This window comes from Candidatus Thiodictyon syntrophicum (assembly GCF_002813775.1).
In the GTDB taxonomy this organism is placed as follows: domain Bacteria; phylum Pseudomonadota; class Gammaproteobacteria; order Chromatiales; family Chromatiaceae; genus Thiodictyon; species Thiodictyon syntrophicum.
The window spans coordinates 5,943,255-5,965,612 of the sequence record NZ_CP020370.1; the positions used below are offsets into that span (position 1 = coordinate 5,943,255).

At 68.5% G+C, this 22,358-nt stretch carries 22 protein-coding genes; 18 read left to right on the top strand and 4 right to left on the bottom strand.

Annotated elements, in window-relative coordinates; genetic code table 11:
- Positions 1–89: 89 nt before the first annotated feature.
- Together THSYN_RS25450 and THSYN_RS25455 are read right to left on the bottom strand one after the other, a co-directional pair.
- The gene (locus tag THSYN_RS25450) at positions 90–473 is read right to left on the bottom strand and encodes a FecR family protein (RefSeq protein ID WP_100921590.1); all 384 of its coding nucleotides are present in this window, start codon (positions 471–473) and stop codon (positions 90–92) included.
- Between the two features lie 144 nt (positions 474–617).
- Positions 618–1,874: a tetratricopeptide repeat protein gene (locus THSYN_RS25455; protein WP_100921591.1), complete on the bottom strand. Its 1,257-nt coding sequence runs from the start codon at positions 1,872–1,874 to the stop codon at positions 618–620.
- Between the two features lie 350 nt (positions 1,875–2,224).
- Between THSYN_RS25455 and THSYN_RS25460 the strand changes: the two genes are divergently transcribed.
- From THSYN_RS25460 to THSYN_RS25500, 9 genes are all read left to right on the top strand, one after another.
- Positions 2,225–3,028: a tyrosine-protein phosphatase gene (locus tag THSYN_RS25460; protein ID WP_216644629.1), complete on the top strand. Its 804-nt coding sequence runs from the start codon at positions 2,225–2,227 to the stop codon at positions 3,026–3,028.
- Between the two features lie 71 nt (positions 3,029–3,099).
- On the top strand, positions 3,100–3,891 hold the full coding sequence (locus THSYN_RS25465) for a polysaccharide biosynthesis/export family protein (RefSeq protein WP_172965338.1): 792 nt from the start codon (positions 3,100–3,102) through the stop codon (positions 3,889–3,891).
- A gap of 6 nt (positions 3,892–3,897) precedes the next feature.
- On the top strand, positions 3,898–6,225 hold the full coding sequence (locus tag THSYN_RS25470) for a GumC family protein (RefSeq protein WP_100921593.1): 2,328 nt from the start codon (positions 3,898–3,900) through the stop codon (positions 6,223–6,225).
- 71 nt (positions 6,226–6,296) lie between these two features.
- Entirely contained in the window at positions 6,297–6,812 is a 516-nt protein-coding gene (gene rfaH, locus THSYN_RS25475; protein ID WP_216644630.1) for a transcription/translation regulatory transformer protein RfaH, read from the top strand.
- A gap of 215 nt (positions 6,813–7,027) precedes the next feature.
- A complete protein-coding gene (locus THSYN_RS25480; RefSeq protein WP_100921595.1) occupies positions 7,028–7,630 on the top strand; it encodes a hypothetical protein in 603 nt (200 codons plus the stop codon).
- 370 nt (positions 7,631–8,000) lie between these two features.
- Positions 8,001–9,344: an NAD(P)/FAD-dependent oxidoreductase gene (locus tag THSYN_RS25485; protein WP_100921596.1), complete on the top strand. Its 1,344-nt coding sequence runs from the start codon at positions 8,001–8,003 to the stop codon at positions 9,342–9,344.
- Entirely contained in the window at positions 9,341–10,108 is a 768-nt protein-coding gene (locus tag THSYN_RS25490; protein WP_100921597.1) for a DUF1365 domain-containing protein, read from the top strand. The genes THSYN_RS25485 and THSYN_RS25490 overlap by 4 nt, the downstream gene beginning before the upstream one ends.
- On the top strand, positions 10,108–11,520 hold the full coding sequence (locus THSYN_RS25495) for an SAM-dependent methyltransferase (protein WP_100921598.1): 1,413 nt from the start codon (positions 10,108–10,110) through the stop codon (positions 11,518–11,520). Before THSYN_RS25490 ends, THSYN_RS25495 begins: the two co-directional genes overlap by 1 nt.
- A gap of 95 nt (positions 11,521–11,615) precedes the next feature.
- Entirely contained in the window at positions 11,616–12,794 is a 1,179-nt protein-coding gene (locus THSYN_RS25500; RefSeq protein WP_100921599.1) for a class I SAM-dependent methyltransferase, read from the top strand.
- Positions 12,795–12,994: 200 nt separating this feature from the next.
- On the opposite strand, the gene THSYN_RS25505 is transcribed toward THSYN_RS25500, so the two are convergent.
- On the bottom strand, positions 12,995–13,444 hold the full coding sequence (locus THSYN_RS25505) for a DUF4172 domain-containing protein (protein WP_100921600.1): 450 nt from the start codon (positions 13,442–13,444) through the stop codon (positions 12,995–12,997).
- 180 nt (positions 13,445–13,624) lie between these two features.
- Here THSYN_RS25505 and THSYN_RS25510 point away from each other — a divergent pair, with 180 nt between their 5' ends.
- On the top strand, positions 13,625–14,419 hold the full coding sequence (locus tag THSYN_RS25510; RefSeq protein ID WP_100921601.1) for a sulfite exporter TauE/SafE family protein: 795 nt from the start codon (positions 13,625–13,627) through the stop codon (positions 14,417–14,419).
- Positions 14,420–14,632: 213 nt separating this feature from the next.
- On the opposite strand, the gene THSYN_RS25515 is transcribed toward THSYN_RS25510, so the two are convergent.
- Positions 14,633–15,160 (bottom strand): hypothetical protein, encoded by a 528-nt coding sequence (locus THSYN_RS25515; RefSeq protein WP_157817928.1) that lies wholly within the window; start codon positions 15,158–15,160, stop codon positions 14,633–14,635.
- 411 nt (positions 15,161–15,571) lie between these two features.
- On the opposite strand from THSYN_RS25515, the gene THSYN_RS25520 reads away from it, so the two are divergent.
- From THSYN_RS25520 to THSYN_RS25555, 8 genes are all read left to right on the top strand, one after another.
- A complete protein-coding gene (locus tag THSYN_RS25520) occupies positions 15,572–16,063 on the top strand; it encodes a hypothetical protein (RefSeq protein WP_236848696.1) in 492 nt (163 codons plus the stop codon).
- Positions 16,064–16,437: 374 nt separating this feature from the next.
- Complete coding sequence (locus tag THSYN_RS25525) at positions 16,438–17,127, top strand: hypothetical protein (RefSeq protein WP_100921603.1); 690 nt, start codon at positions 16,438–16,440, stop codon at positions 17,125–17,127.
- A gap of 25 nt (positions 17,128–17,152) precedes the next feature.
- Complete coding sequence (locus THSYN_RS34325) at positions 17,153–20,305, top strand: PKD domain-containing protein (RefSeq protein ID WP_157817929.1); 3,153 nt, start codon at positions 17,153–17,155, stop codon at positions 20,303–20,305.
- Between the two features lie 136 nt (positions 20,306–20,441).
- Positions 20,442–20,741 carry a sll1863 family stress response protein gene (locus tag THSYN_RS25535; protein WP_100921604.1) on the top strand — a complete coding sequence of 100 codons (300 nt, stop codon included), beginning with the start codon at positions 20,442–20,444 and terminating at the stop codon, positions 20,739–20,741.
- Between the two features lie 136 nt (positions 20,742–20,877).
- Positions 20,878–21,189, top strand: a complete 312-nt coding sequence (locus tag THSYN_RS25540; protein ID WP_100921605.1) for a hypothetical protein — start codon at positions 20,878–20,880, stop codon at positions 21,187–21,189.
- A 187-nt stretch (positions 21,190–21,376) separates the two neighbouring features.
- Positions 21,377–21,691 carry a hypothetical protein gene (locus tag THSYN_RS25545; RefSeq protein ID WP_100921606.1) on the top strand — a complete coding sequence of 105 codons (315 nt, stop codon included), beginning with the start codon at positions 21,377–21,379 and terminating at the stop codon, positions 21,689–21,691.
- 190 nt (positions 21,692–21,881) lie between these two features.
- Positions 21,882–22,136, top strand: a complete 255-nt coding sequence (locus tag THSYN_RS25550) for a GlsB/YeaQ/YmgE family stress response membrane protein (RefSeq protein WP_172965339.1) — start codon at positions 21,882–21,884, stop codon at positions 22,134–22,136.
- 17 nt (positions 22,137–22,153) lie between these two features.
- A complete protein-coding gene (locus THSYN_RS25555) occupies positions 22,154–22,333 on the top strand; it encodes a hypothetical protein (protein WP_100921607.1) in 180 nt (59 codons plus the stop codon).
- The last annotated feature ends 25 nt before the right edge of the window (positions 22,334–22,358 follow it).

The window sequence follows — 22,358 nt, forward strand, 5'->3', positions numbered from 1 at the left end:
GTTAGAGACGGCGTTCTAAAGTGCTAAAGACATACCGGGGTTTTTCCGACGCCGACGACGTAACCCACGGCAGCCCCGGAGGACCGCGGTCACCGCGACAAATTTCCGCCCTCGGGAGGCGGCGGCGTGGTGGGCGGACGGGGCTTTTTTACCGGTGCGGAGCTGGTCTGCACCTTCGCCTGCCCGGTGCTGCACTGATTTGCGGCACCGATGGTGAGTGTGCTGTTGGCCGGGATCGTCACGCGGCAACCGCCCGGGTACTCGATCGTCAGCGATGCACCGGCGGGCGCGGCGATCCGATCACCCGGGTAGAGCGACAGCTTGCTCTGCGCCGAGACCGTCGCCGTGGTCTGAGTGACCAGCGGCTTCCCTTGCGATTGGACCACCACGGCCGACGCGGTCGCGGCCCCGGCGGTGACGCCGTAACCCGCCAGTACCAGGGCGAATCCGACCGCTGCGCCTGATATCTTCATTTTTTCTCCTCCTTTGCGCGGCACTGATTTTCTCATAGAATAACCAAAGACAGACACCGGCACCGTAAAAAATTTGTTAAGGGCGTCACCCGATGTCAGGCCATGGGCCGGAACCGGTCGCGTCCCGCCCGGCGGCGCGGGGCATCAACCCCGGCGGCTGATCGCCAGGTCGTCGAACCAGACCCCGCCCTGGCCATCGGGACCGCTGCCGACGCGCTCCCCGTGTTCCAGCCGCAACACCTGGAGCGGGCAATCCGTAGCCGGCACCTCGAAATCCAGTCCGAAGACCTGCCAGTCGTCCCTGCCGATGAAGGGCTCGGTCATCGCCAGTGGGCGCGGCTCCGGCCAGTCACAACCGACCATCCAGCGCAGGCCGTCCCCGGGTGAGAGCCCGTCCGGACGCACCCGGCCCTGGAGCCGATAGCGTCCGGGATCGAGGAACAGCGGCTGCAGGACGTGCCGAAAACGGGCCGGGCGGCCGTCGAAGGCCACGTGCAGGGCGCGTCGGCCGTGGGTCCCGTAGGTCTGGACCGTTTCTACTGTGACCCCGGGGGGCGGCTTGATCCTCCAGTCGAATCCGATCCCGGTGATGGGTAGGTCGAAACTGCCGTTGTACAGGTGTCCCAACCCCCGTCGGGCCGGTTCGTCCAGCCCTTCCAGCCAGGCGAGATAGGCCTCCCGCCAGCGGCCCTCCTTCCATAAGCGGTCCAGGTAGACGCCCTGTTCGTCCGCGGTCGGTAAATCCTGGCCGCGGTTGCGGGCCTGGTAGAGGAAGATCACCGTCTCCACGCGCGGCTCCTGCCGCGCCGCGTGGGCGAAAAAGCGCCCCCACCAGTCGGGCGGCCGGTCCAGGAAGGGCTGCAGCAGCGGGCGGGTGGCCGGGTCCTCGGCGAACGCGAGCAGCCGCGGGAAGAGTTCGGCCGTCGACGCGGGCCGGTTGCGCAGTAAGGCGCTCCAACGCTGCAGGCCCAGGTCCGGCCGGTCTTGGGTGAACCAGAAGTTGGCCGAGCGCGCCAGCGCCGGGATCCGCATCGGACCCAGGAGGTCAGCGATCTCAGCCAGGGCGAGCGCCTCCGGCCGTCGGTCGGCCGCGACCCACAGGTCCGCGAGGGCGAAATAGGCCAGGCCGTCGGTGGGGTCGCCCCAGATTGACGCCTGTAGTAGGGAGGACGCGACGGCGGGGGCCTTCTCGATCATGGTCTCGGCCCGCTGGTAGAGCGCCGCCGGATGGTTGGGGCGCCAGCGCAACGCGGCCACAGCCGCATCCGGTGTTCGCTGATCCGCGTAATAGTCGGCCAGTCCGACGACCAGGATGCGCCAGGTCAGGACCCCGAGCAGCAAGCCGAGGGCGGCGCGCCGCAGCGGGTTCCAGAAGAGATACGGGGGGTGCGGTTCGTTCATGCTCGCGGTGCGAATCGCCGGTTCCGACTCCGTAGGAGATGCCCAGCGGCCGCCGCCATGACCATGGGACCTTGCCGCGGGCAGGGGTAACGTCAAGATGCGACCTTACGGCCAAGGCTCGTCTTCTCTGTCGCTGGCCGTTGACGCCGATCGCAGTTGTCCCTGAGGGTTGCTCAAGGCTGCCGACCGCCAGCCCGAACAGCCACCGCCACTGGGGAGGATACGGCATCCCCGGTGCCCTGGGCAAATTCGGTATGGCCGTTGACTCTTTATATTTTGATGTTCGGCGTATAGTTGTGCGGCCAGAGGGCGTGATGCGTCCACGTTGCGGGGTGATAGGTGAGCAATTTATGGTCGATCTGCATTCGCATCTCTTGCCCGGCGTCGATGACGGCGCGCCCGATCTGACGACGGCGCTGGCGATGGCGCGTCTGGCGGTGGCCGACGGCATCGCGGTGATGGCCTGCACCCCGCATATCTACCCGGGTCTGTATGAGAATCAGGGTCCCGCCATCCGCCGGGCGGTAACAGAGCTACAAGCGCATCTGGACGAGGCCGACATCGCGCTGCGGTTAACCTGCGGGGCCGATACCCATCTGGCGCCGGACTTGGTCGCAGGCCTGCGCTCCGGACGGGTACCAACCCTGCACAACAGCCGCTATTTTCTGTTGGAACCGCCCCATCACGTTGCCCCGCCCCGCCTGGAAGAAACCGTGTTCAACCTCCTGACCGCCGGTTATGTGCCGATCATCACCCATCCGGAGCGCTTGGATTGGATCGAAGACCGTTACGCGGCCTTGGTCGAGTTGGCGCGACACGGCGCCTGGTTGCAGGTCACGGCGGGCAGTCTCACCGGCCGCTTTGGTGCCGGCGCCCGGTATTGGGCCGAGCGTCTGCTGGATGAGGGCTGGGTGCACATTCTGGCGACGGATGCCCATGGCGTCGACCGCCGCCCCCCGCTGCTGGCCGAGGGCCGACGCGCGGCGGAACCTTGGGTGGGGGCGGCCGAAGCCTTGCAACTGGTTGCGACACGACCGCGTGGTATATTGGAAGATAGCGATCCTGCAACGCTGACCGCGGCCTTGGGTCTGGTCGGCGTCGTCGCGCCGTCGGCGGGCCGGTCGTGGCTGCGAAAATTGTTCATCCATCGTTGAATTTCATGTTAATTAGGCGCATTGGTCCGTGGGGTACCGCGGTCCGTGCCATGGATCAGAGGTTAGCGCGGTTGTCCGGCAAGACAGGTCGAGGGTTCGTTATTTCATCACTTGCAAGGTGGTTCGTACGCGCGGCGCCCTGGGCCCTGGCGCTCGCCCTCGTCGGCTGTGCCAACACCGGCCAGCGGGCCGGGGATGCGGGAGGCGCCGTCGCGTCGGCGAACCCTCAGGCCGCATCCAAGGCCCGAGTGTCGAACGTCGCCGACAATCCGGGCCTCACCGCCGCGGGTAACGTACCAGGCGCCCAGGATTATTTGATCGGACCGCAGGATCTGCTCAAGATCGAGGTGTATGGGGTCGAGTCACTGAACCGCTCGGTGCGGGTCAACGCCACCGGTCAGATCGTCCTGCCGCTGATCGGCCTGGTCCAGGCGGCCGGCCTGACCAGCGAGCAACTGGCGTCCGCAATCGCCGCCCGGCTCGCCAAGGACTATCTGCAGAACCCGCAGGTCATTATTTTCATTGAGGAATATACCAGTCAGCGGGTCACCGTGATCGGCGCGGTCAAGGCCTCGGGAGTTTATCCGGTCAAGGGTCGAACGACCCTGATGCAGGCGGTGGCCGGCGCCGGCGGCCCCTCAAGCGTGGCGAATACCAAGTCGGTCAGAATCATGCGCAACAGACCTGACGGCACGCGCTATATTGAGGAGTTCAATCTGACCGAAATCCGCGACGGTCGCGCTCCCGACCCCGAAATCCTGGGCGAGGACGTGATCCTGGTAGACAGCTCCATCGTGAAGGATACCGCCAAGCAGATGTTCGAGTTCGTTTTCCCGTTCGCGGTGGTCGCCACTTTCTTCTAAGATGCGATGAACGCACCCGACCTGCCGATCGCGGCCGATCACCGCTTGCTCCCGCCGGAGCGCGCCCCGTTGGAGCGCCCTTACGGTGTCCCCCTCCAGGCGCCGTCGGCACAATCCCTGGGGCTCGAGGAGGAGCCGGAAGGCGAGGGATTGGATCTGCGCGAGTTGTGGCAGGTCGTACTCAAGCGCCGCTGGACCATCGTCGTGGTCACCCTCATTGTGGTCGCGACCATGATGACCAACACCTATCTGGAGACCCCGATCTACCGTGCCGACCTGACGCTGCAAATCGACAGCGAGGATATCAAGGTGGTGACGATAGGCACGCCGGTCGATACCGCCACCGGCGGCCAGGACTACCTCCAGACGCAGTACGAATTGCTCAAGAGCCGCAGCCTGGCCCAGCGGGTGGTCGAACAGATGGGCCTGAACGACCGCCCGGCGGCAGCGCCCCCCACCCCGCCCTCGTGGCTTACCCAGGCGAAGCGCTGGCTGGCCGGCTTACTGGCCCGCGGCGACACCGACCCGGTGGTCACGCCTGAGGCGGGGGCTCCAGACCCGGCCGCGGACAGCGCCCGGCTGGAGGGCGCCATCAGCGGCTTACTTGGCGGTCTGACCATTACGCCGGTGCGCAACTCCCGGCTGGTGCGGCTCTCATACGCCAGCCCCAACCCGGTGCTGGCGGCGGCCATCCTGAACAACCTGGCCAAGAGCTATATCAACCTGAATCTCGAGCGGCGCTTCGACTCCACCACCTATGCCCGCAATTTTCTGCAGGAAAGGCTACAGCAGGTCAAGACCAAGCTGGAGGAATCGGAACGGGAGCTGGTCGAGTTTTCGCGCCGGGAAGAGATCATCTCCGTCGATCAGAAGGAGAGCATCATCACCGGAAATATGACCGCGGCCAGCGCCGCCTTGATCGATGCCAGCAAGAAGCGGATGGCGGCCGAGTCGATCTACCGACAGATGGAGCGCACCCGCGGCCAGGGGCTGGCGGCGGTGCTCGACAGCACGATCATCCAGGACCTCAAGCAGACCAAGGCCAAACTCGAGGCACAGTACCAGGACAATCTCAGCACCTACAAGCCGGCCTTTCCGGAAATGGTGCAGTTGCGCAACCAGATCAATCAGATCGATGCCACGATCGATCAGGAGATCGACAACATTCGGGCCGCGATCACCGGCAACTACGAGGCCGCCAAGGCCGAAGAGGGAATGCTGCGCGCCAACCTCGAGCGGATGAAACAAGAAGTGCTGTCGCTGCAGGGCCGCAGCATCCCGTTGAACATCCTGCGCCGCGAGGCGGATACAAATCGTCAGCTCTACGAGGGCCTGCTGCAGCGTTACAAGGAAGTCGGGGTTACGGCGGGGATCGGCACCAACAACATCTCAGTGGTGGACGAGGCCAAGGTGCCGTCCGCGCCCTTCACGCCGAACCCGCGGAAAAACGGGCTGCTGGCACTGGTGCTCGGTGTACTGGGTGGTGTCGGCCTGGCCTTCCTGTTTGAGCGCCTCGATGACAGCTTCCGCCGCCCCGAGGAACTGGAGAAACTGCTGGGTCTGCCGATGTTGGGTATCATCCCGAGTTCCCCCAGGGTCACTGCCGAGGGCCGCGCGATTGCCCTGGTCGGCCACGACGACCAGCGCTCGGCCTTCGCCGAGGCCTACCGCTCGGTACGCACCGCCCTGCAGTTCTCCACCGCGACCGGCGTACCGCGACTGCTGACCGTGACCAGCGCGATCAATGGTGAAGGGAAATCAACGACTGCGCTCAGCCTGGCGATCCAGTTCGCCCAGGCCGGCAAGCAAACACTGCTGATCGAGGCCGACTTGCGCAGGCCCACGATCCACGGGTCCCTGCGACTCGACAATCAGACCGGCCTGACCAACTACCTGGCCGGCGGGGAGGCGCAGCCGGTCGACATTACCCGGCCTACCCATATCCCCAACCTGTTTGCCATCCCGTCGGGACCCCTGCCGCCCAACCCGGCCGAGTTGCTGGCCTCGGCCCGAATGGTTGAGTTGCTCTCCCTGGCCGCTGAAAGGTTTGATCAGGTGATCCTGGACAGTCCGCCGCTACTCGGTCTTGCCGACGCGCTGATCATCGGCAATCTGTGCCAGGGCACCTTGCTGACGGTGGAGGCGGGCAGCACCCCGCGCGGTTACGTCGTGGGTGCGGTCAAACGTTTGCGCACGGCGCGAGTGCCCCTGCTGGGCTCGATCCTGACCAAGCTCGAGGCCCGCGCGGGCGGCTACGGCTACTATCGCAGTTACTATTATTATCAGCACAGCGGCTATTACGGCGACAGCGAGGCAAAAAAGCTGTCGGGGTAGAGGGCAAGCGAGCGGGTGACTGAACGGTTTCGCCATCATCAGATCAGGATCGGCGCATGAAAACTTGGAGTGTGGTCTTCACCAAACCCCGACAGGAAGCCGTCGCCCGGGAGAACCTCGCGCGACAGGCCTTTCTGCCCTACCTGCCGATGCTCAAGCAGCCCAAGCGTCTGCGCGGGCGGTGGGTCGAGGTGGTCGAGCCCCTGTTTCCGCGTTACCTCTTCGTGGCGCTGGATTTCGGCGTGCAGGATCTTTCGCCAATCCGCTCGACGCTCGGGGTCGTCGATCTGGTGCGCTTCGGCCCGGAGCCCGCGACCGTGCCGGAGGGGATCGTCGAATCGTTGATGGCCGCCGAGGACCCGGCCGCGGCCTGTCATCTGGTTCGCGCCGAGCCGTTTCAAAAAGGCGATCGGGTGACCATTGCCGCGGGACCCTTCGCTGGTATCGAAGCGATCTTCGAGGCGCCAACGGGGAAGGGGCGGGTTGCTGTCCTGCTCGATCTGCTGGGCCGGGTCGCCCGCGTGCAGATCGACCGGAATCACATCGTCTGCGCACCGAGCACCTCGCAGCCCGCCGGACCGGCGTGACCCCGAACGATGGCGCGGCGCATCCATCGCTCGACGAGCCGCGCGCGGCCAGGCACCGCGGCGCGCGGTGCCAATTCCACGCCTCGCGCCGCCGGAACCGGCTACACTGGCGGGGTCCGGACCCAGGCAGTCCAACGGCACCGACGCACGGGGCGGGGTTGCGATCCCCGGCGGGCGGCGCGACCGACCGGGGCCATCCGCTGAGAGCAAGACCCATGCACAGACCCGTCCTGGCTACCGCGTTCCTGACCCTGCTGCTGAGCGGCTGCGGCTCCTTTCTGCCCGGCCATATCGGCGGCATTGTCACCTATGTCTCGCCCGACGATTACGCCGAGCGCCTCTGCGCCCATGTGGACCTGGAGAGCTATCCGTCCTGTGTGAGCCATGTCCTTGACTATTTCGAGGAGCCGAAGGCGGAGGATATCCCGGTGACCGAGGTCACCTCGGGGCCCTTCGCCGTCGCGATGGACAACCAGCTCTATCTGGGCACCTACCAGGGTGGGCTCTTCAGATCCAACTTCCGGGTGACCAGCGGGCACAAGGCCTGTCGGGGCGCCTACAGCGCCTACACCGGATCGCGCGACGCGATCTACGACGTCTACTGCAACGACGGCCGCGCCGGCTGGGCGGCGACCATCCGGGATCAGTCCGGCAGTAACGGCATCGGCCAACTGACGCTGAGCGACGGCACCAAGGGCGAGATCATCTTCGGCTATGCCGCCCTGGGTCGCGCCAGGCCCTATCCCTGGGGGGACGTCTGGCGGCCGCGGCCGGGGCAGACAGGTCCGGCGCCGCGGTCGGCGTTCGAGGTCGACTAGTACCGCGCAGCGCAAGTCGTCAGACCACGGGCGTAGGGTGCGCCGAGCGCACCTTCCAAGGCTGCGGTTGAACGAAACGTCGTGAGCCTGGGCCGGCGCCCCGGTGCGCGCGGCGCACCCTACGGGTACACGCTTTTTCCAAAGGTCCGAGCAGTTCCTTCCGGGTGTACTAGGGGCTTGACGCCGGTTCTTGAGCCGGGTGCAGCCCCGCAGGCGCCGGACCTGCCGGCGCGAGGCCGGGCACTGGCTGTCGTCACCCCTTGTAGTCTCCACCCGGGGTTTCAATATTGGACGGACGTCGGACAACTGCCCAAGGCAGTTGTGGGATCCGTTCATCCGACAGCATTTATCAACAGCAGGGGGGGTCGCGGTGTCACCAACATCGATCGGGGTCGTCGGGGGCGGAATCGGGGGGCTGGCGGCCGCCTGGCTGTTGGATCGCCGCTACGAGGTCACCCTGCTGGAGGGCAACGACTACGTGGGCGGCCACACCAACACCCGGATGGTCCCGCACCCGGACGGCGACTTTGCGGTGGATACCGGTTTCATGGTCTTCAACGACCGCAACTATCCGCTGCTGTGCGGACTCTTCGCGCATCTGGGGGTCGCCTCCTACCCGACCGACATGTCCTTCGCGGCGAGCATCGACGGCGGCCGGGTGGAGTACGCGGGGTCCGACTTCGGCGGACTCTTCGGGCAGCGCAGCAACCTGTGGAACCCGGGCTTCCTGCGGATGCTGATCGACATCGCCCGCTTCAACCGGGCGGCCAAGGCCTTCCTCGACCGGCCGGCGGACGACACCCTGTCCCTGGGCGATTTCCTGGACCGGGGACACTACGGCAAGCGCTTCGCCAGTCACTACCTGTTGCCGATGGCCGCGGCCATCTGGTCCTGTCCCACGCAGCAGATGCGCGCCTTCCCGTTCCTCTCCTTCGCCCGTTTCTTCAATAATCATGGGCTCCTGGACCTGGCAGACCGGCCGCAGTGGCGCACCGTCAGCGGGGGCAGCCGCAGCTATGTGCAGCGCATGGTGGGGGAACTGCGCGGCACGGTGCGCACCAGTACGCCGGTGCGCCAGGTCAGGCGCACGGGCGGCGCAGTCGAGGTGGAGACCGTCGGCGGCGAGCGGCTGACCTTCGATCAACTGGTCCTGGGCTGCCACGGCGACCAGGCCCTGGCCCTGATCGCGGACCCGAGCCCCCTGGAGTCGGAACTGCTGGGCTGCTTCCAGACCAGGCTCAACCGGGTCTATCTGCACCGTGACCCGGCCCTGATGCCGCGGCGGCGCCGCGTCTGGTCCTCTTGGAACTACCTGCGCGGCGCGGCGGCGGACCCGGGCGCGTCCGTCACCCTGACCTACTGGATGAACAGCCTGCAGAACCTGCCCAAGGACACCGATGTCTTCGTCAGCCTGAACCCGGCGCAGCCCCCGCGCGCCGATCTCATCATCGAGCAACTGGACTACCGGCACCCGGTCTTCGACGCCCCTGCCATCGCCGCCCAGGCGCGGATGCGCGAGATCCAGGGCCAGTCCGGGCTCTGGTTCAGCGGCGCCTGGCTGGGCTACGGCTTCCACGAGGACGGTCTGCGCGCCGCGGTCGAGGTGGCCGCGGCCCTGGGGGTGCCCACCCCCTGGCCCGACACCCGCACCCGTGCCCCGGCCCCCGCCGCCGGGAGTCCGGTCGGCGCCCGGCCCCAGCCGGCCCATTCATGAACGCCGCCGCGGGACAACTCCTGTTCGGTCAGGTCATGCACCGCCGGTTCTTCCCGGTGCGCTATCGCTTCGTCTATCGGGTCTTCAGCCTGGTCCTGGATCTCGATCGGATCGGCGAACTGGCGGCCGGGAGCCGCTGGTTCTCCCATAACGGCTTCAACCTCTTCGCCTTCCATGATCGGGACCACGGCGCCGGTGACGGGACCCCCTTGCGGGACTGGCTGCTGGGGCAGGTCGCCCGGCTGGGTCTGACGATCCCGATCGAGCGGATCGCGATCCAGTGTATGCCGCGGGTTCTGGGCTATGGCTTCAACCCCATGACCCCCTGGTTCTGCTATGGCCCCGATGGCGCGCTGGTGGCGATCCTGTGCGAGGTCCACAACACCTTCGGCGAGCGCCATGGCTATCTGCTGCACCAGCAGGGCGCGCCGCTGCAGTGGCCGGTGAGCCAGTCCCGCGCCAAGGGCTTCCACGTCTCGCCCTTCGTCGGGATGCAGGCGGACTACCGCTTCCGCTTCACCCGCCAGGGCGAGGAGTCGAATGTGGTGATCCACGAATACGAGGACGGCAAGCTGATGCTGGTCGCGGCCCAGCGCGGCACCCTGCGCCCGTTCACCGACGCCAACCTGCTGCGAGCGGCCCTGGCCTTCCCCTTACTGACGTTGAAGGTCGTCACCATGATCCACTGGCACGCGCTCAAGATCTGGCTGGGCGGCGCCACCTATTTCCCCAAGCCCATGCCGCCCCGGGAGGAAGTCACCTGATGTCCGCCGAAGAAACGATCGATGCCCGACCCCTGACCAGCCGGACCCGACCGGCTGGTCTGTCACGCCTGTTCGCCGCCCTGTGTCGTCAACTCGCCTTCGGCAGCCTGCTGGTGCGCCTGCCCGGGGACCGGGCCGACCTCTATCGCGGGCGCTTCGCCGGACCCGCGGGGGAGATCGTCATCGCGCGGCCCCTGCGCCTGCTGCTGCGCCTGCTGACCCGGGGCGACATCGGTTTTGCCGAGTCCTACATGGAAGGAGACTGGGAGACCCCGGACCTGCCGGGCCTCCTGGACGTGCTCCAACTCAACGAGGAACACCTGGGCGCCGGCCCCAAGGGGCTGCGCTGGTCCCGTCGGCTGGACCGCCTGACCCACCGGCTGCGCGACAACCGCCCCGGCATGAGCCGGCGCAACATCGCCCGTCACTACGATCTCGGCAACGACTTCTACCGGCTCTGGCTGGACCCGGGCCTGACCTACTCCGCCGCCCTGTTCGCGGACCGGGAGCGCGAATCACTGGAAACCGCCCAGGTCCGCAAGTACGCACGCCTGCTCGATGATCTCGACGCCCGGCCCGGCCAGCACCTCCTGGAGATCGGCTGCGGCTGGGGCGGGCTCGCCGAGGCCGCGGCCCGACGCGGACTGCGCGTCACCGGCGTCACCCTGTCGCGGGAGCAGTTGGACTATGCCCAGGCGCGCATCGCCGCCGCGGGACTCAGCGACCGGGTGGAACTGCGCCTGCAGGACTACCGCGACATCCGCGGCCAGTTCGACCACTGCGTCTCCATCGAGATGCTGGAGGCGGTCGGCGAGGCCTACTGGCCCACCTATTTCCAGGCCCTGCGCCGCCTGGTGCGCCCCGGCGGACGCATCAGCCTGCAGGTCATCACCATGAACGAGGACGACTTCCTGCGTTACCGGCGCAGCGCCGACTTCATCCAGCTCTACATCTTCCCCGGCGGCATGTTGCCCTCCCCGGAGCGCCTGCGCGCCCAGGCCGACGCCGCCGGCCTCACCCCCCTGCAAGAGCGCTGGTACGGCGCCGACTACGCCGAAACCCTGCGCCGCTGGCGCCGCGCCTTCCATGACCAGTCGTCGGCGGTCGCGGCACTCGGCTACGACGCGCGCTTCCGCCGCATGTGGGACTACTACCTGGCCTACTGCGAGGTCGGCTTCGACAGCGGTGTGACCGACCTGCTCCAGGCCGTCTTCGAGGTCCCGGGACCGGAAGCGGCCGGACGACGCCTTAGCGCGGCTTTGCCTCAGACCGACGAGTCAGCGGCCACAAAGTCAGCATCAACGACCGTGCCGGCTGGTTGTAAATTGACAGGATTGACAGGATTTCGCAGGATTGACAGGATTTGCAGACATGCCGATGACGGTAATCGTGTCCCTCTTAGATCCTGTTAATCCTGAAAAATCCTGTTAATCCTGTCTAATTTCTTGATTCTTGTCGATTGCCCGACTGGCATCGGAAATTGCGCCTCGCAGGACCAGACCCCACCATGCACCCTACCGATCCGGTTCCGCACCCGGACCCCGCCGCCGCCCACCACAGCGCCCGCCTGGGCGACCTGATCCGCGCCGGGATCGCCGCCGCCGGGGGTCTGCTGCCCTTCGATCGCTTCATGGACCTGGCGCTCTATGCCCCGGGGCTCGGCTACTACGTGGCGGGGGCGGCCAAGTTCGGGGCGGGCGGGGACTTCGTGACCGCGCCTCAGTTGTCCCCGCTCTTCGGCGGCTGCATCGCGGTCCAGGCGGCGCAGGCCTTGGAGCGGCTCGGTGGGGGCGACGTGCTGGAGTTCGGCGCCGGGGACGGCGCCCTGGCCGTCGCGGTCCTGACCGGCCTGGAACGTCTGGGCGCCCTGCCCGGCCGCTACCTGATCCTGGAGCCGAGCCCCGACCTGCAAGAGCGCCAGCGCGCACTGCTCGCCGCCCGGGTCCCGCATCTGGCCGGGCGCTGCGCCTGGCTCACCGGTTTGCCCAGTGCCCTGCGCGGGGTGGTCCTGGCCAACGAGGTGCTGGACGCGATGCCGGTCCACCGCTTCAGTATCGGCGCCGGGGGGGAGCCGCTGGAGCTCTGTGTGGGCGAGCGTGACGGGGCCTTGATCGAGGTCGAGGCCCCGGTGCGCTCCCCGGGCCTCACCGCGGCGATCACCGCCCTCCAGCACGCGGGGCTGGCCCAGACGCCGGGCTACACCTCGGAGATCAATCTGCGCCTGCACCCCTGGTGCGCCGCCCTCGGCGACTGCCTGGACGCGGGTCTGGTGCTGCTGATCGACTATGGCTACCCGGCGTCCGCCTATTACCAGCCGGACCGCACCATGGGCACCCTGATGTGCCACTGGCGCCACCAGGCGCACGCCGACCCCTACCGTCACCTCGGCCTGCAGGACATCGGCGCCCATGTGGACTTCAGCGCCGTGGCCCAGGCCGCCCTGGCAGCGGAGCTGACCGTCGCCGGTTTTGCCACCCAGGCCCAGTTCCTGATCGGCTGCGGTATCGACCGGCTGATGACGGACGCTGCCGACGGCGGCGCGGCGGACCTGAACCTGGCGCAGGCGGTAAAGCAACTGCTGCTGCCCGCCGCCATGGGCGAGCGTTTCAAGGTGCTCGCCCTCAGCCGCGGACTCAGCGGTCCCTGGTGCGGGTTCTCCATGCGCGACCTGCGTGACCGGCTCTGATCCATCGATTCCCGCTCGCCTACGCGGCCTCGATCATCATCCCGGCGACTGGGAGCGCCGCACCCCAGTGCGGCGCGATCTCGCAAACGACTGTAGCATCACCTGTTGCCGATAGGCCGGGCCGCACTGGGGTGCGGCGCTCCCAGTCGGTCGGCCTGAAAGCCGACCCTCAAGCCTCGGTGGCCGGCTGGCACACAGCCTCAGGGCGCGACGCGCGCGAGCGCATACCGGCTGCTGCGACCGCCCCCGGGCAGGCTGGTCAAGGCGCCCATCTGGGGTAGAGCCGCCAGGTCGCGGGGCGCGGTCGTCTTTGAGCAGCGGGCGATGCCGACATAGTTCCCGGCGGTCATCCCGCCCTCGAACCCGGCCGGACCCGCGGTGAACATCCGACCAACGACCTTGTGCCGGCGCTCGTTGAGCCGGTCCCGGTAAAGATCGAAGTAGCGCGCCTGCTCGACCACCAAATCGATCCGGGCGCGGGCGATCACCTGGGACCTGAGCACCAGTGCCTCCTGGCGGTCGGCGACGGCCAGGCGCGCCGCGCCGCCCGCAAGTTGCGCGGCCCGGTGGCGATACCCCGCGACGGCCGCGCCGAGGCGGTCCGCATCGAAGCTGAAGGTCGGCCAGTCGGGCCCTTGCCAGATCCACATGAGCCGATTATATGAGCCGACTATATGAGCCGATTATTGAGGCTATTCGGCTCAGCCTGGCGCCGGAACCGGTCGTCAATCAGGCAATCCAAGATTCCCCGGCGGACCCTATGGCGGATGCGCTACCCTTACCCACCCCACCGATCCGGTTCGCTGCCCCCTGACCCCGGCCACTGCCCCATGCCCATCCTCGATCTGGCAGGCTTCCTGCTCACCGGCGTCCTCTCCGGACTGCTCGCCGGTCTCTTCGGCGTCGGCGGCGGTGCCATCATGGTGCCGGCCCTGATCCTGCTCTTCGCCCACCTGGGGATCGGCGAGGACTGGGGTCCGCACCTGGCCGTCGGCACCTCGCTCGCGGCCATCGTCGGCACCGGGGCCGCCTCCGCGCTGGCCCACCAGCGGCGCGGCGCCGTGCGCTGGGATCTGGTGCTCGGCCTGGCGCCGGGGATCGTGCTGGGGGCCTGGGCGGGTGCCGCCATCGCCGGGTTCATGCCGGGGCTCTGGCTCAAGCGCCTGTTCGCCGCCTTTCTGTGTTACGTGGGGGTGCGCATGTTGATCCCGGGCCGGGCGACCGGGCATCGGCCCCTGCCCGGCAAGGCGGGCCTCTGGGCCGTCGGCGGCGGCATCGGCGCCCTGTCCGCGCTGGTCGGGATCGGTGGGGGCACCATCACCGTGCCCTTCCTCGCGCGCTGCGGGCTCGACCTGCGGCAGGCCGTGGGCACCTCGGCCGCCTGCGGGGTGCCGATCGCCATCGCCGGGGCCATCGGCTTCATGGTGGTGGGCTGGGGACGGGAGGGGTTGCCGGCCATGACCTCCGGCTTCGTCTACTGGCCGGCGGTGCTCCTGATGCTGGTCGCCAGTATCCCCACGGCACCGCTCGGCGCGCGCCTGGCGCACAGCCTGCCGGTGGCCGTGCTCAAGCGGGCCTTCGGCGTCCTGCTGCTGCTGATTGCGGCGCGATTGGCCTTTGGTTGAGGTCCGTCGGCACGATGGCTCGGCGGCAGCCGGGCAAGGGCGTTTGCCGATCGGTGACGGTGGGCAGCACGGGAACCTGATCCTGGCGCCCGGTCCGCGCAGCGGACCCTGCGCGGCTCTGATCAACCCGCACCGCGGGAGTTATCTGCGAGATCGCGCCGCACTGGGGTGCGGCGCTCCCAGGCCGGGCCGGACTGGCAGTGAGGTCAGGGGTTAAAGACCTGGCGGCCCCGGCACAAGGTCCCCAGGCGACTCAAGCACCAGGACGAGGCCCGTCAGGCGCCTGAGATTCGTCGGCGCAGCGAAGGTCGAGAGGCGGCCGCGAACCAGGACCGCGGTCGGCCGCCCGGCCCGGGCATCCGCGACCAGGCGCCGCAGCAGGGCGTCGCGCCCCGGGCCGTTGGGGACAATGACCGCGAACCCGTGCCCGAGCGCGTCATCCGCCGCGGACTTGAGGTCGAACCGCCAGGTGCCGGGGGTAGTTCCCTCGCCGCTCCAGTATTCCGCCAGGATCTCCCTGGCACCGCTATCCCCGTACAGGTTGCCGTGATCGACGAAGCCGCGGACCTCGATGCGTTGGCCGACCATCGCGCGCACGGCCCGCGGGTCCCGGGCGAAGCCGTCGCGGGCGATCTCCGCCGCAGCCTGGCCGCGCACCGGGGCGTCGCACCCGGCGAGGCCGAGCGCGAGGGCGAGGACCAGCAGGGCGGTTGCCCGGCAATCCGCAAGGCCGAGTCGCACGGCCCGCGTCACTGACCGGCAACGCCCGGATTCCGGTCGGTTTCGCCGGCGGTCAGGGCGCGGGCAGCCAGAACCATTACAGAGATTTTCATTATCTTCTTCACTTGCTTTGAGGGTGACATCCGGCGGGTTGCCGCAAGGCCGTGCGGCCGGCGTTATGATCGAGGCGGCACCGACCGGGCCCGGTAGATTGTAGGGTGGGCAAAGCGCAGCGTGCCCATCCCCCATACCTCGACGCGGCCCGGATGGGCACGCCCGAGCGACGCCACGACAGGTCCAGACCATCACGCGCGGGCTTTGCCCCATCCTACGGCGTGCGCGCGACGACAGCAGTCTGGATCGCACCCCAGGTCCCCGCGGCCCCGCCCGGGCGACGGCACCGACAACAGCGCAGACATAATGAGGCGATCGATGAATCCTGCAACACCAGAACGGCCGGACTATGTGACCAGGCTGGAGGCGGCCTACGGCGGACCAAGCCAGTCAGGCTTCGGCAGTGCCGTGTTCCACGCAACACTCCCGGGCGGCGACGACCTGACCCAGGCGGCGCTGGCGCGGTACCGGACCTTCGTGGGTCCGCTCTGGGAGCGTTACGGGGAGGCGGCCTGGATGGGGCCGTGGCGGGCGGTCTATGCCCGCGCGCCGGGCGCGAACCCCGACATCGAGGCCGAGTTGCGGGGTATCGCCGACCGCGAAGCCCATCTGTCGGTGCCGATGATCCTCGACGACCTCGAGGGGGCCGACGCGGCCCGCGCCGCCTTGTCCGCCGCCTTCGACGACCCGGCGGTGACCGAGCTGCGGGTCTTCAATCTGGGCGACGGAGCGGCGATGACGGGGCTGCTGGTGGCCGGACGCCGTGGTGCCGACGGCGCGACCACCTGCCTCGTCTTCCTGATGGACTGAGAGCGGCTTTCACGGTAAACGCCCGCCGCGCGGCGCCGCGCCCGCGCCCGCGCCCGGCCAGCCCTATCCTGACCGACCATCCCGACCGAGCCCGGCAGGCATCCCGGCGGACCGGCCCGCGGACATCCGTCCCACGGCGGTGGGGATACTCCCTAAGGTTTTTCCTTACAGGGAAGCACGGATTACGTCCGGGCATCCCTTGCGATAACTTACCGCTGCACTAGGGGAGCCCCCGGCGGTCACCGGCGCACCACGACGGGGGCAGCACGGGCGGGCGCGGGGAGCCTGATTGAGACACCGGTATCGCCGGTTCCCGCGCGTCAATCCCCGACTGTCCGACCGCCTTCGCCGAACCACCCGGAGACACCGCACCGATGAGACCGCAACCCACAGCACTGACCGTGCTCAGTCCGGCCCTGCTCGCCGCGGCCCTGTTGCCGCTCCCGGGCCTGGCCGCGCCGCTGACCAATGGCGACTTCGCGACCGGCACCTTTGCCGGCTGGACCACCGACACCGACGGCGGCGGGACGCCGACGCCGCTGAGCCCGGACTTCCAGATCCTCGGCTCGCCCGGCAGCTATGCCGCCCGCCTGGAGGCCGATTACTACGCGACCCCCGGCAACACCGGCAGCACGGCCCTGGACCAGGTGCAATACGCCAACACCCTGCTCCAGGGGCTCGACCTCACCGGCACCCCCGGCCAGCCCTTCGCGTTGAGCTTCGACTGGACCTTCGGCGGTCAGGAGACTGGCGCCCCGGACGAGAACGTCCAGATCGGTCTCTGGGACGGGACCAATTTTCACGGCGCCGACGGCAGCCTGGGCTTCCTGCTGACCCAGACCGCCTACGGCTCGGGCTCCCTCTCGGTGGCCTTGGACCCCTCGTTTTCCAATCAGCCGGGCTGGAGCATCGCCTTGCAGCTCAACTCGGGGAACAACGCCAACGGCTCTTACCTGCAGATCGCCAATGTCGAGGCGGTCCCCGAGCCCGGCCTGATCTTCCCGCTGGGGCTCGCCGTACTCGCCGGCGTCCGCCGCCTGCGCCGCCCGCGCCCGCGCACCTGATCAACTCCCACGAGGAACCCAACCCATGCGTATCCCCATCTTCCGACACTGGCTCGCCGCGGCCCTCGTCGCCGTCGTCGGCCTGTTGCAACTGCCGTCCACCGCCCGGGCCGACTGGGCCGATGCCAGCGGGTTTCTGAGCGTCAGCGCCACCCCGCGCGCGTTCGACATGGCGACCAAGCAGGTCTTCAGCTATGTCACCGTCACCAACAACGCGCCGGGTGCCGTGACCGGCCCGCTGCGCCTGGTCATCCCGACCAGCAACTTCACCGTGGTCGGTGCCGGCACCACCGCCGATGGCAAGCCCTATGTCAACCTGCCCAACGGGCTGGCCCAGGGCGCGTCGGCACGGGTGCGGGTGAGCTTCACCCAGCAGCGCGGGGCACTGACCTTCACCACCAGGCCCGAGCGCTACAGCCCCCCGACCGTCACCGCCGGCCTGCCGGGCACCGTCCCCGAAGGCACGCCGGTCACCGGCACCGCCCTGGTCAGCGGCGCCCAGGGTCCGCTGAGCTACCTCTGGACCCAGACCAGCGGCCCCGCCGTGGTCCTGACCGGCGACACCACCGCGACGCTGGGCTTCACCGCGCCGACCACCGGCGGCACCCCGACGACCTTGGGCTTCACCCTCGCCGTCACCGACGGCGTCGGCAAGACCACCACCGCGACCGCCAGCGTCAGCGTGCAGCCGAACGACATCGTCGTCGATGCCGGTACCGACCGTCAGGTCTACGCCGGCCTGACCGTCTCACTGCACGGCACCGGCAGCGGCCCCGGCACCAGCGACATCTTCACCTGGACCCAGGACTCCGGCACCGCGGTCACCTTGACCAACGCCGGCACCGCCAATGCGGAATTCGTCGCCCCCGCCGTGACCGTGCCCACCAATCTGGTGCTCGAGCTCACCTACACCGACGGACTGACGACCGGTACCGACCAGGTCACCATCGCGGTCCTGCCGCAGCCGACCCAGAGCAGCGCCAATGCCCCGCTGATCGTCGCCGGCGCCACCCAGCAGCAACCGCTGGTGCTGGTCGCCCAGCCCGGCGCCCAGGTGTCCGGCGGTACCACCGAGACCCTCACCGCGGTCGCGAGCGGCGGCGACGGCCACTACACCTGGGAGTGGAAGAAGCCCGTGCATACGGGCGGCGCCGCGTGCAACACCACCGACGGACCGGACGACGGGCCGCAGTTCCAGGTCACGCTGCCCGGCACCGGCACCGGCCAGTGCGAGGCGGCCAACGTCACCTACAAGGTCGGTGTCATCGTCACCGACGGCGCGGGCCGCCAGGCCGAGGACGTGACCGACCTGTGGCTCAATCACGCCGCGCTGCCGTTGACCATCCAGGCCCCGGCCGCCGCCGTGAGCGAAGGCCCCAAGCCCGCCACCGTCGCCGCCACCGCCAGCGGCGGCACCGGCCCCTACACCTACGCTTGGGTGCAGACCGGTCCTGAGACCTCGCCCGGCGTCCTCGATCCCGCGTACATAGTGACCCTGATCGACCCCACGACCACCACCCCGAGCTTCGTGCCCCCGCCGGTGAATCAGGACACCACCCTGACCTTCCGGGTCACCATCACCGACAGCACCAGCCCCACGCCCCTGAGCGCCACCCGCGACATGAACGTCCTGGTGCGCAACGGCTTCGCGCTGACCCCAACCCTGCCCTTCAGCCTGCAGGTCCCGCCCGCCGTCAGCGTCATCGCCGGCACCCCGGTCAAGCTCGGCGCCGTCGCCAGCGGCGGCACCCCCGGCTACACCTGGAGCTGGGGCTGCACCGGCGGCACCGCCCCGACCCTGAGCGGCCAGACCACCAGCACCCTGACCCTGACCGGCAACGCGGCTTCGGAGACCCTGACCTGCACCGTGCAGGCCACCGACAGCGCCGGCACCCCGGCCAGCAAGCAGGGCAGCGTGCAGGTCAACGTGCTCGCCACCCCGGGCCCCCTGCCGCTCGCGGTGCCCCCGATCCCGCGCATCTATGTCGATGAGGGCACCGCCGGCGTGACCGTCACCGCGGCCGCCACCGGCGGCACCGGGACCTACAGCTACAGTTGGGCCTTCGTCCCCAGCGGCGGTGTGAACAGCCTGACGCTCACCGGCGCCCTCACCAACGCGGTCCGCCTCGACGCACCCTTGGTCGATGCCCAGAGCGCCCTGAACCTGCAGGTGACGGTCACCGACGGGGCCAGCAGCGTCACCCGCGACGCCTGGGTGGTGGTCAACGACATCACCCCGCCGCTGGAGATCGCCTTGACCGGCGGACCGCTCACCGTCACCGCCGGGCAGACCGTGCATCTGGGCAGCGGACTGACCCCGCGCGGCGGTGTGGGACCCTACGTCTATAGCTGGTCCCAGACCGCGCCCGCGACGCCCGCGGTGGACATCACCGACGGCACCACCGGCAACCCGTCCATCGTCGCGCCGACGGTGACCGCGTCCACGCCCTTTACCTTCGCCATGACCGTCACCGACAGCGTCGGGCACAGTCAGACGGTCAGCGAGACCGTGACCGTCAATCCGGCGGTGCCGAACTTGGCGGTTGTCGCCCGACTCCAGGGGATGGGGTCAGCGGGCACTGAGCTGTTCTTCAACCCGGGGCAGGCCGGGTCGATCACCACCTCGCTGACCGCACCCGGCACGGGGCCCTACACCTACAAGTGGACACAAACCGCCGGCCCGTCCCTCGGCAACCTCGGCACCGGCGCGACCGCGAGCTTCACCGTGCCGGATGCGACCAGCACGGTAGCGGTCACGGTGCAGGTGAGCGTGACCGACAGCGGGGGCAAGGTCGCGTCCAGCAGCGTGGACTTCAACATTCACGGGTTTCGCCCGGGCAAGCCGTGCGTCGTCTGCGGCGATCTCAACAAGCAGATCGCCTGCAACGACATGGAGTTGGTCATCGCGGATTTGACCCAGTGTCCCGACGCCACGCCGTACTGTATGAACGATATCGTCCAGAACGCCAGCTTGGATCCGGCCGTGGCCCAGTACAAGCGCTGCGTCGATGAGGTGGAGTGCGACAGCCTGTGGTACCAGGCGACCTCCGACGAGCCGTTGTGCCTGAATTTCGACCCGGCGAACGGTGAGGATACCTTGATCTGTCACCTCTGCTGCTGGGGCGACGCCTGCAACGTCGACACGGTCCCGCCGGTAGAGACGCTGTATCGGCCCTGACCGGCGCCGCCCCGGACCCCGGAGCGGGTCCGGGGCGCTCCCGAATCGGCCCCAACCGCCCCGGGGCACGGCAGCCGCCGCGCCCCGGGGCACCCCACCCGACCCCCACCCCCCTGCAACCACCGAGGTCACGAAGATGCCGACCAAAGACGAATACGCCGCCCGCCTCCAGGCCCAGCTCGACGAATGGCAGGGCGACCTTGAGGTCCTGCGCGCCAAGGCCGCCGTCGCCTCCGCCGACGTGAAGGCCAAGGTCGATCTCCAGATCGCCGAGCTCAAGTCCCAATGGGACGAGGGCGCCGCCCGCCGCCAGGAGATCCTGGACGCCGCCGACGACCGCTGGGACGCACTCAAGGACGACGCCGACGCCAAATGGGAGGACCTAAAGACCGGCGTCGCCCATTCCATGGACCGCATCAAATCACTCTTCACCTGACCGGCAGATCCGACACCCGTAGGTCGTAGGATGGGTAGAGCGCAGCGAAACCCATCCTCACACCGACCAAGCCGTAGGATGGGTAGAGCGCAGCGAAACCCATCCATCCAACCAAACCGCACGAGAAAGAACCGGTATGACCCAAGCCTACCGCATCGCACCATTCGCCGCCGCCCTCGCCCTCGCCCTCGCACCCGCCGCCCAGGCCGCCAAACACGGCAGCAGCGAGGTCAGCGGCAACGCCAAAACCGCCTGTATGAGCGCGGTGAACGCCAATTACGGCGGCAAGGTGAAATCCGTGAAGGTGACACACAGCGACTTTTCCCAGGCCAACTCGACGGTCATGGTGAGCGCCATCGGCGTGCGCGGCGGCGCCACGACCGAGCATTGGAAATGCCTGGTCTCCAACGACGGCACTGTCCAGGAACTCAGCGTCGTCACCCATTGACCGCCCGTGGCGCTGGTGCCCAAGCGCTGAGATTGTGAAGGCGCCGATGATGGGTTTCGCTGCGCTCTACCCATCCTACGGGCTGGACCGGCCCGGTGCCCGGGTATGAGCACCGTCGCCCGCGGGCCGCAAAACCTATCGGCCGCGCGAATTGACCTAAGACCCCAACCACCATGAGCCTCCAACCATGAAGCAACTCATCGCAACCGCAACCGCCGCCGCCCTGTCCCTGCTGGCCGGTTGCGTCGAATCCACCGGCGACACCCGCCCCGGCGGCGGGGCCGCGACCGGCACGCCGAGCCGCGCTGAACAGGCCTGCCTGCGCGACGTGACCCGCACCACCAACAACGCCAACGTCACGCTGCTGTCCTCCAGCTATTCGGAGGCGGGCACCCAGGTCGTCATCGGCGTCGGTCCGCAGAGGGCCCGCTGGCGCTGCATCGGCTATAAAGACGGCAGTACCGCCGACATCATGTCGCTGACCGACGAAGGGCGCCTCTGAGAGGCGTCGATCGCCATGCGCATGGGTTTTCCCGCCCTCGCCGACGCGACGTGCCTTTCGTTGTCGTTGTCGTTGTCGTTGTCGTAATCGGAGAATCCGATAACGATTACGACAACGACAACGACAACGAGAACCGAAGATCCTTGCAAGCCTCATGGCTTGGAGACCAACCCCCCCACCGGAGACCCCTATGGACCTCATCAGCCTCGCGATCTTTCTCGCCATCGGCGCCGTGGCCGGCTGGCTGGCCGGCGTCATTCTCAAGGGCGGCGGCTTCGGCCTGCTGGTGAATATCGTCATCGGCATCCTCGGTGCCGTCGTCGGCGGTTTCGCCTTCGGCCTGCTCGGCATCAGCGCCGGCGGCATCCTCGGGTCGATCATCACCGCCACCGTCGGCGCGGTGCTGCTGCTCGTCATCGTCGGGCTCCTTAAGAAGGCCGCCTGATGGGACCGGCGACCGCGATGAGGATTCGCCACATCGCCGCCGCGCTCACCCTCGCCGGGCTGGCCTGGGGGGCGCTCGCGGGCACCCAAGTGCCCCCCGCGCCACCCGTCGGCCCCGCCGCCGCCGTCCTGGGCGCGGCCATCGACACGACCGACCCCGAGGCACTGCGCGATGCCATCCTCACACCGCTCTCATAAGCGTGGCAATCTTGCCCGCCATCGG

Excerpts from the sequence above, each read along its gene's own strand:
- THSYN_RS25540 (WP_100921605.1), top strand. The coding sequence starts at position 20,878 with ATGACCCAAGCCTACCGCATCGCACCATTCGCCGCCGCCCTCGCCCTC.
- THSYN_RS25490 (WP_100921597.1), top strand. The coding sequence starts at position 9,341 with ATGAACGCCGCCGCGGGACAACTCCTGTTCGGTCAGGTCATGCACCGC.
- THSYN_RS25460 (WP_216644629.1), top strand. The coding sequence starts at position 2,225 with ATGGTCGATCTGCATTCGCATCTCTTGCCCGGCGTCGATGACGGCGCG.
- THSYN_RS25505 (WP_100921600.1), bottom strand. The coding sequence starts at position 13,444 with ATGTGGATCTGGCAAGGGCCCGACTGGCCGACCTTCAGCTTCGATGCG.
- THSYN_RS25545 (WP_100921606.1), top strand. The coding sequence starts at position 21,377 with ATGAAGCAACTCATCGCAACCGCAACCGCCGCCGCCCTGTCCCTGCTG.
- THSYN_RS25450 (WP_100921590.1), bottom strand. The coding sequence starts at position 473 with ATGAAGATATCAGGCGCAGCGGTCGGATTCGCCCTGGTACTGGCGGGT.
- THSYN_RS25480 (WP_100921595.1), top strand. The coding sequence starts at position 7,028 with ATGCACAGACCCGTCCTGGCTACCGCGTTCCTGACCCTGCTGCTGAGC.
- THSYN_RS25510 (WP_100921601.1), top strand. The coding sequence starts at position 13,625 with ATGCCCATCCTCGATCTGGCAGGCTTCCTGCTCACCGGCGTCCTCTCC.
- THSYN_RS34325 (WP_157817929.1), top strand. The coding sequence starts at position 17,153 with ATGCGTATCCCCATCTTCCGACACTGGCTCGCCGCGGCCCTCGTCGCC.
- THSYN_RS25525 (WP_100921603.1), top strand. The coding sequence starts at position 16,438 with ATGAGACCGCAACCCACAGCACTGACCGTGCTCAGTCCGGCCCTGCTC.
- THSYN_RS25470 (WP_100921593.1), top strand. The coding sequence starts at position 3,898 with ATGAACGCACCCGACCTGCCGATCGCGGCCGATCACCGCTTGCTCCCG.
- THSYN_RS25495 (WP_100921598.1), top strand. The coding sequence starts at position 10,108 with ATGTCCGCCGAAGAAACGATCGATGCCCGACCCCTGACCAGCCGGACC.
- THSYN_RS25535 (WP_100921604.1), top strand. The coding sequence starts at position 20,442 with ATGCCGACCAAAGACGAATACGCCGCCCGCCTCCAGGCCCAGCTCGAC.
- THSYN_RS25500 (WP_100921599.1), top strand. The coding sequence starts at position 11,616 with ATGCACCCTACCGATCCGGTTCCGCACCCGGACCCCGCCGCCGCCCAC.
- THSYN_RS25555 (WP_100921607.1), top strand. The coding sequence starts at position 22,154 with ATGAGGATTCGCCACATCGCCGCCGCGCTCACCCTCGCCGGGCTGGCC.
- THSYN_RS25455 (WP_100921591.1), bottom strand. The coding sequence starts at position 1,874 with ATGAACGAACCGCACCCCCCGTATCTCTTCTGGAACCCGCTGCGGCGC.
- THSYN_RS25520 (WP_236848696.1), top strand. The coding sequence starts at position 15,572 with ATGAATCCTGCAACACCAGAACGGCCGGACTATGTGACCAGGCTGGAG.
- THSYN_RS25550 (WP_172965339.1), top strand. The coding sequence starts at position 21,882 with ATGGACCTCATCAGCCTCGCGATCTTTCTCGCCATCGGCGCCGTGGCC.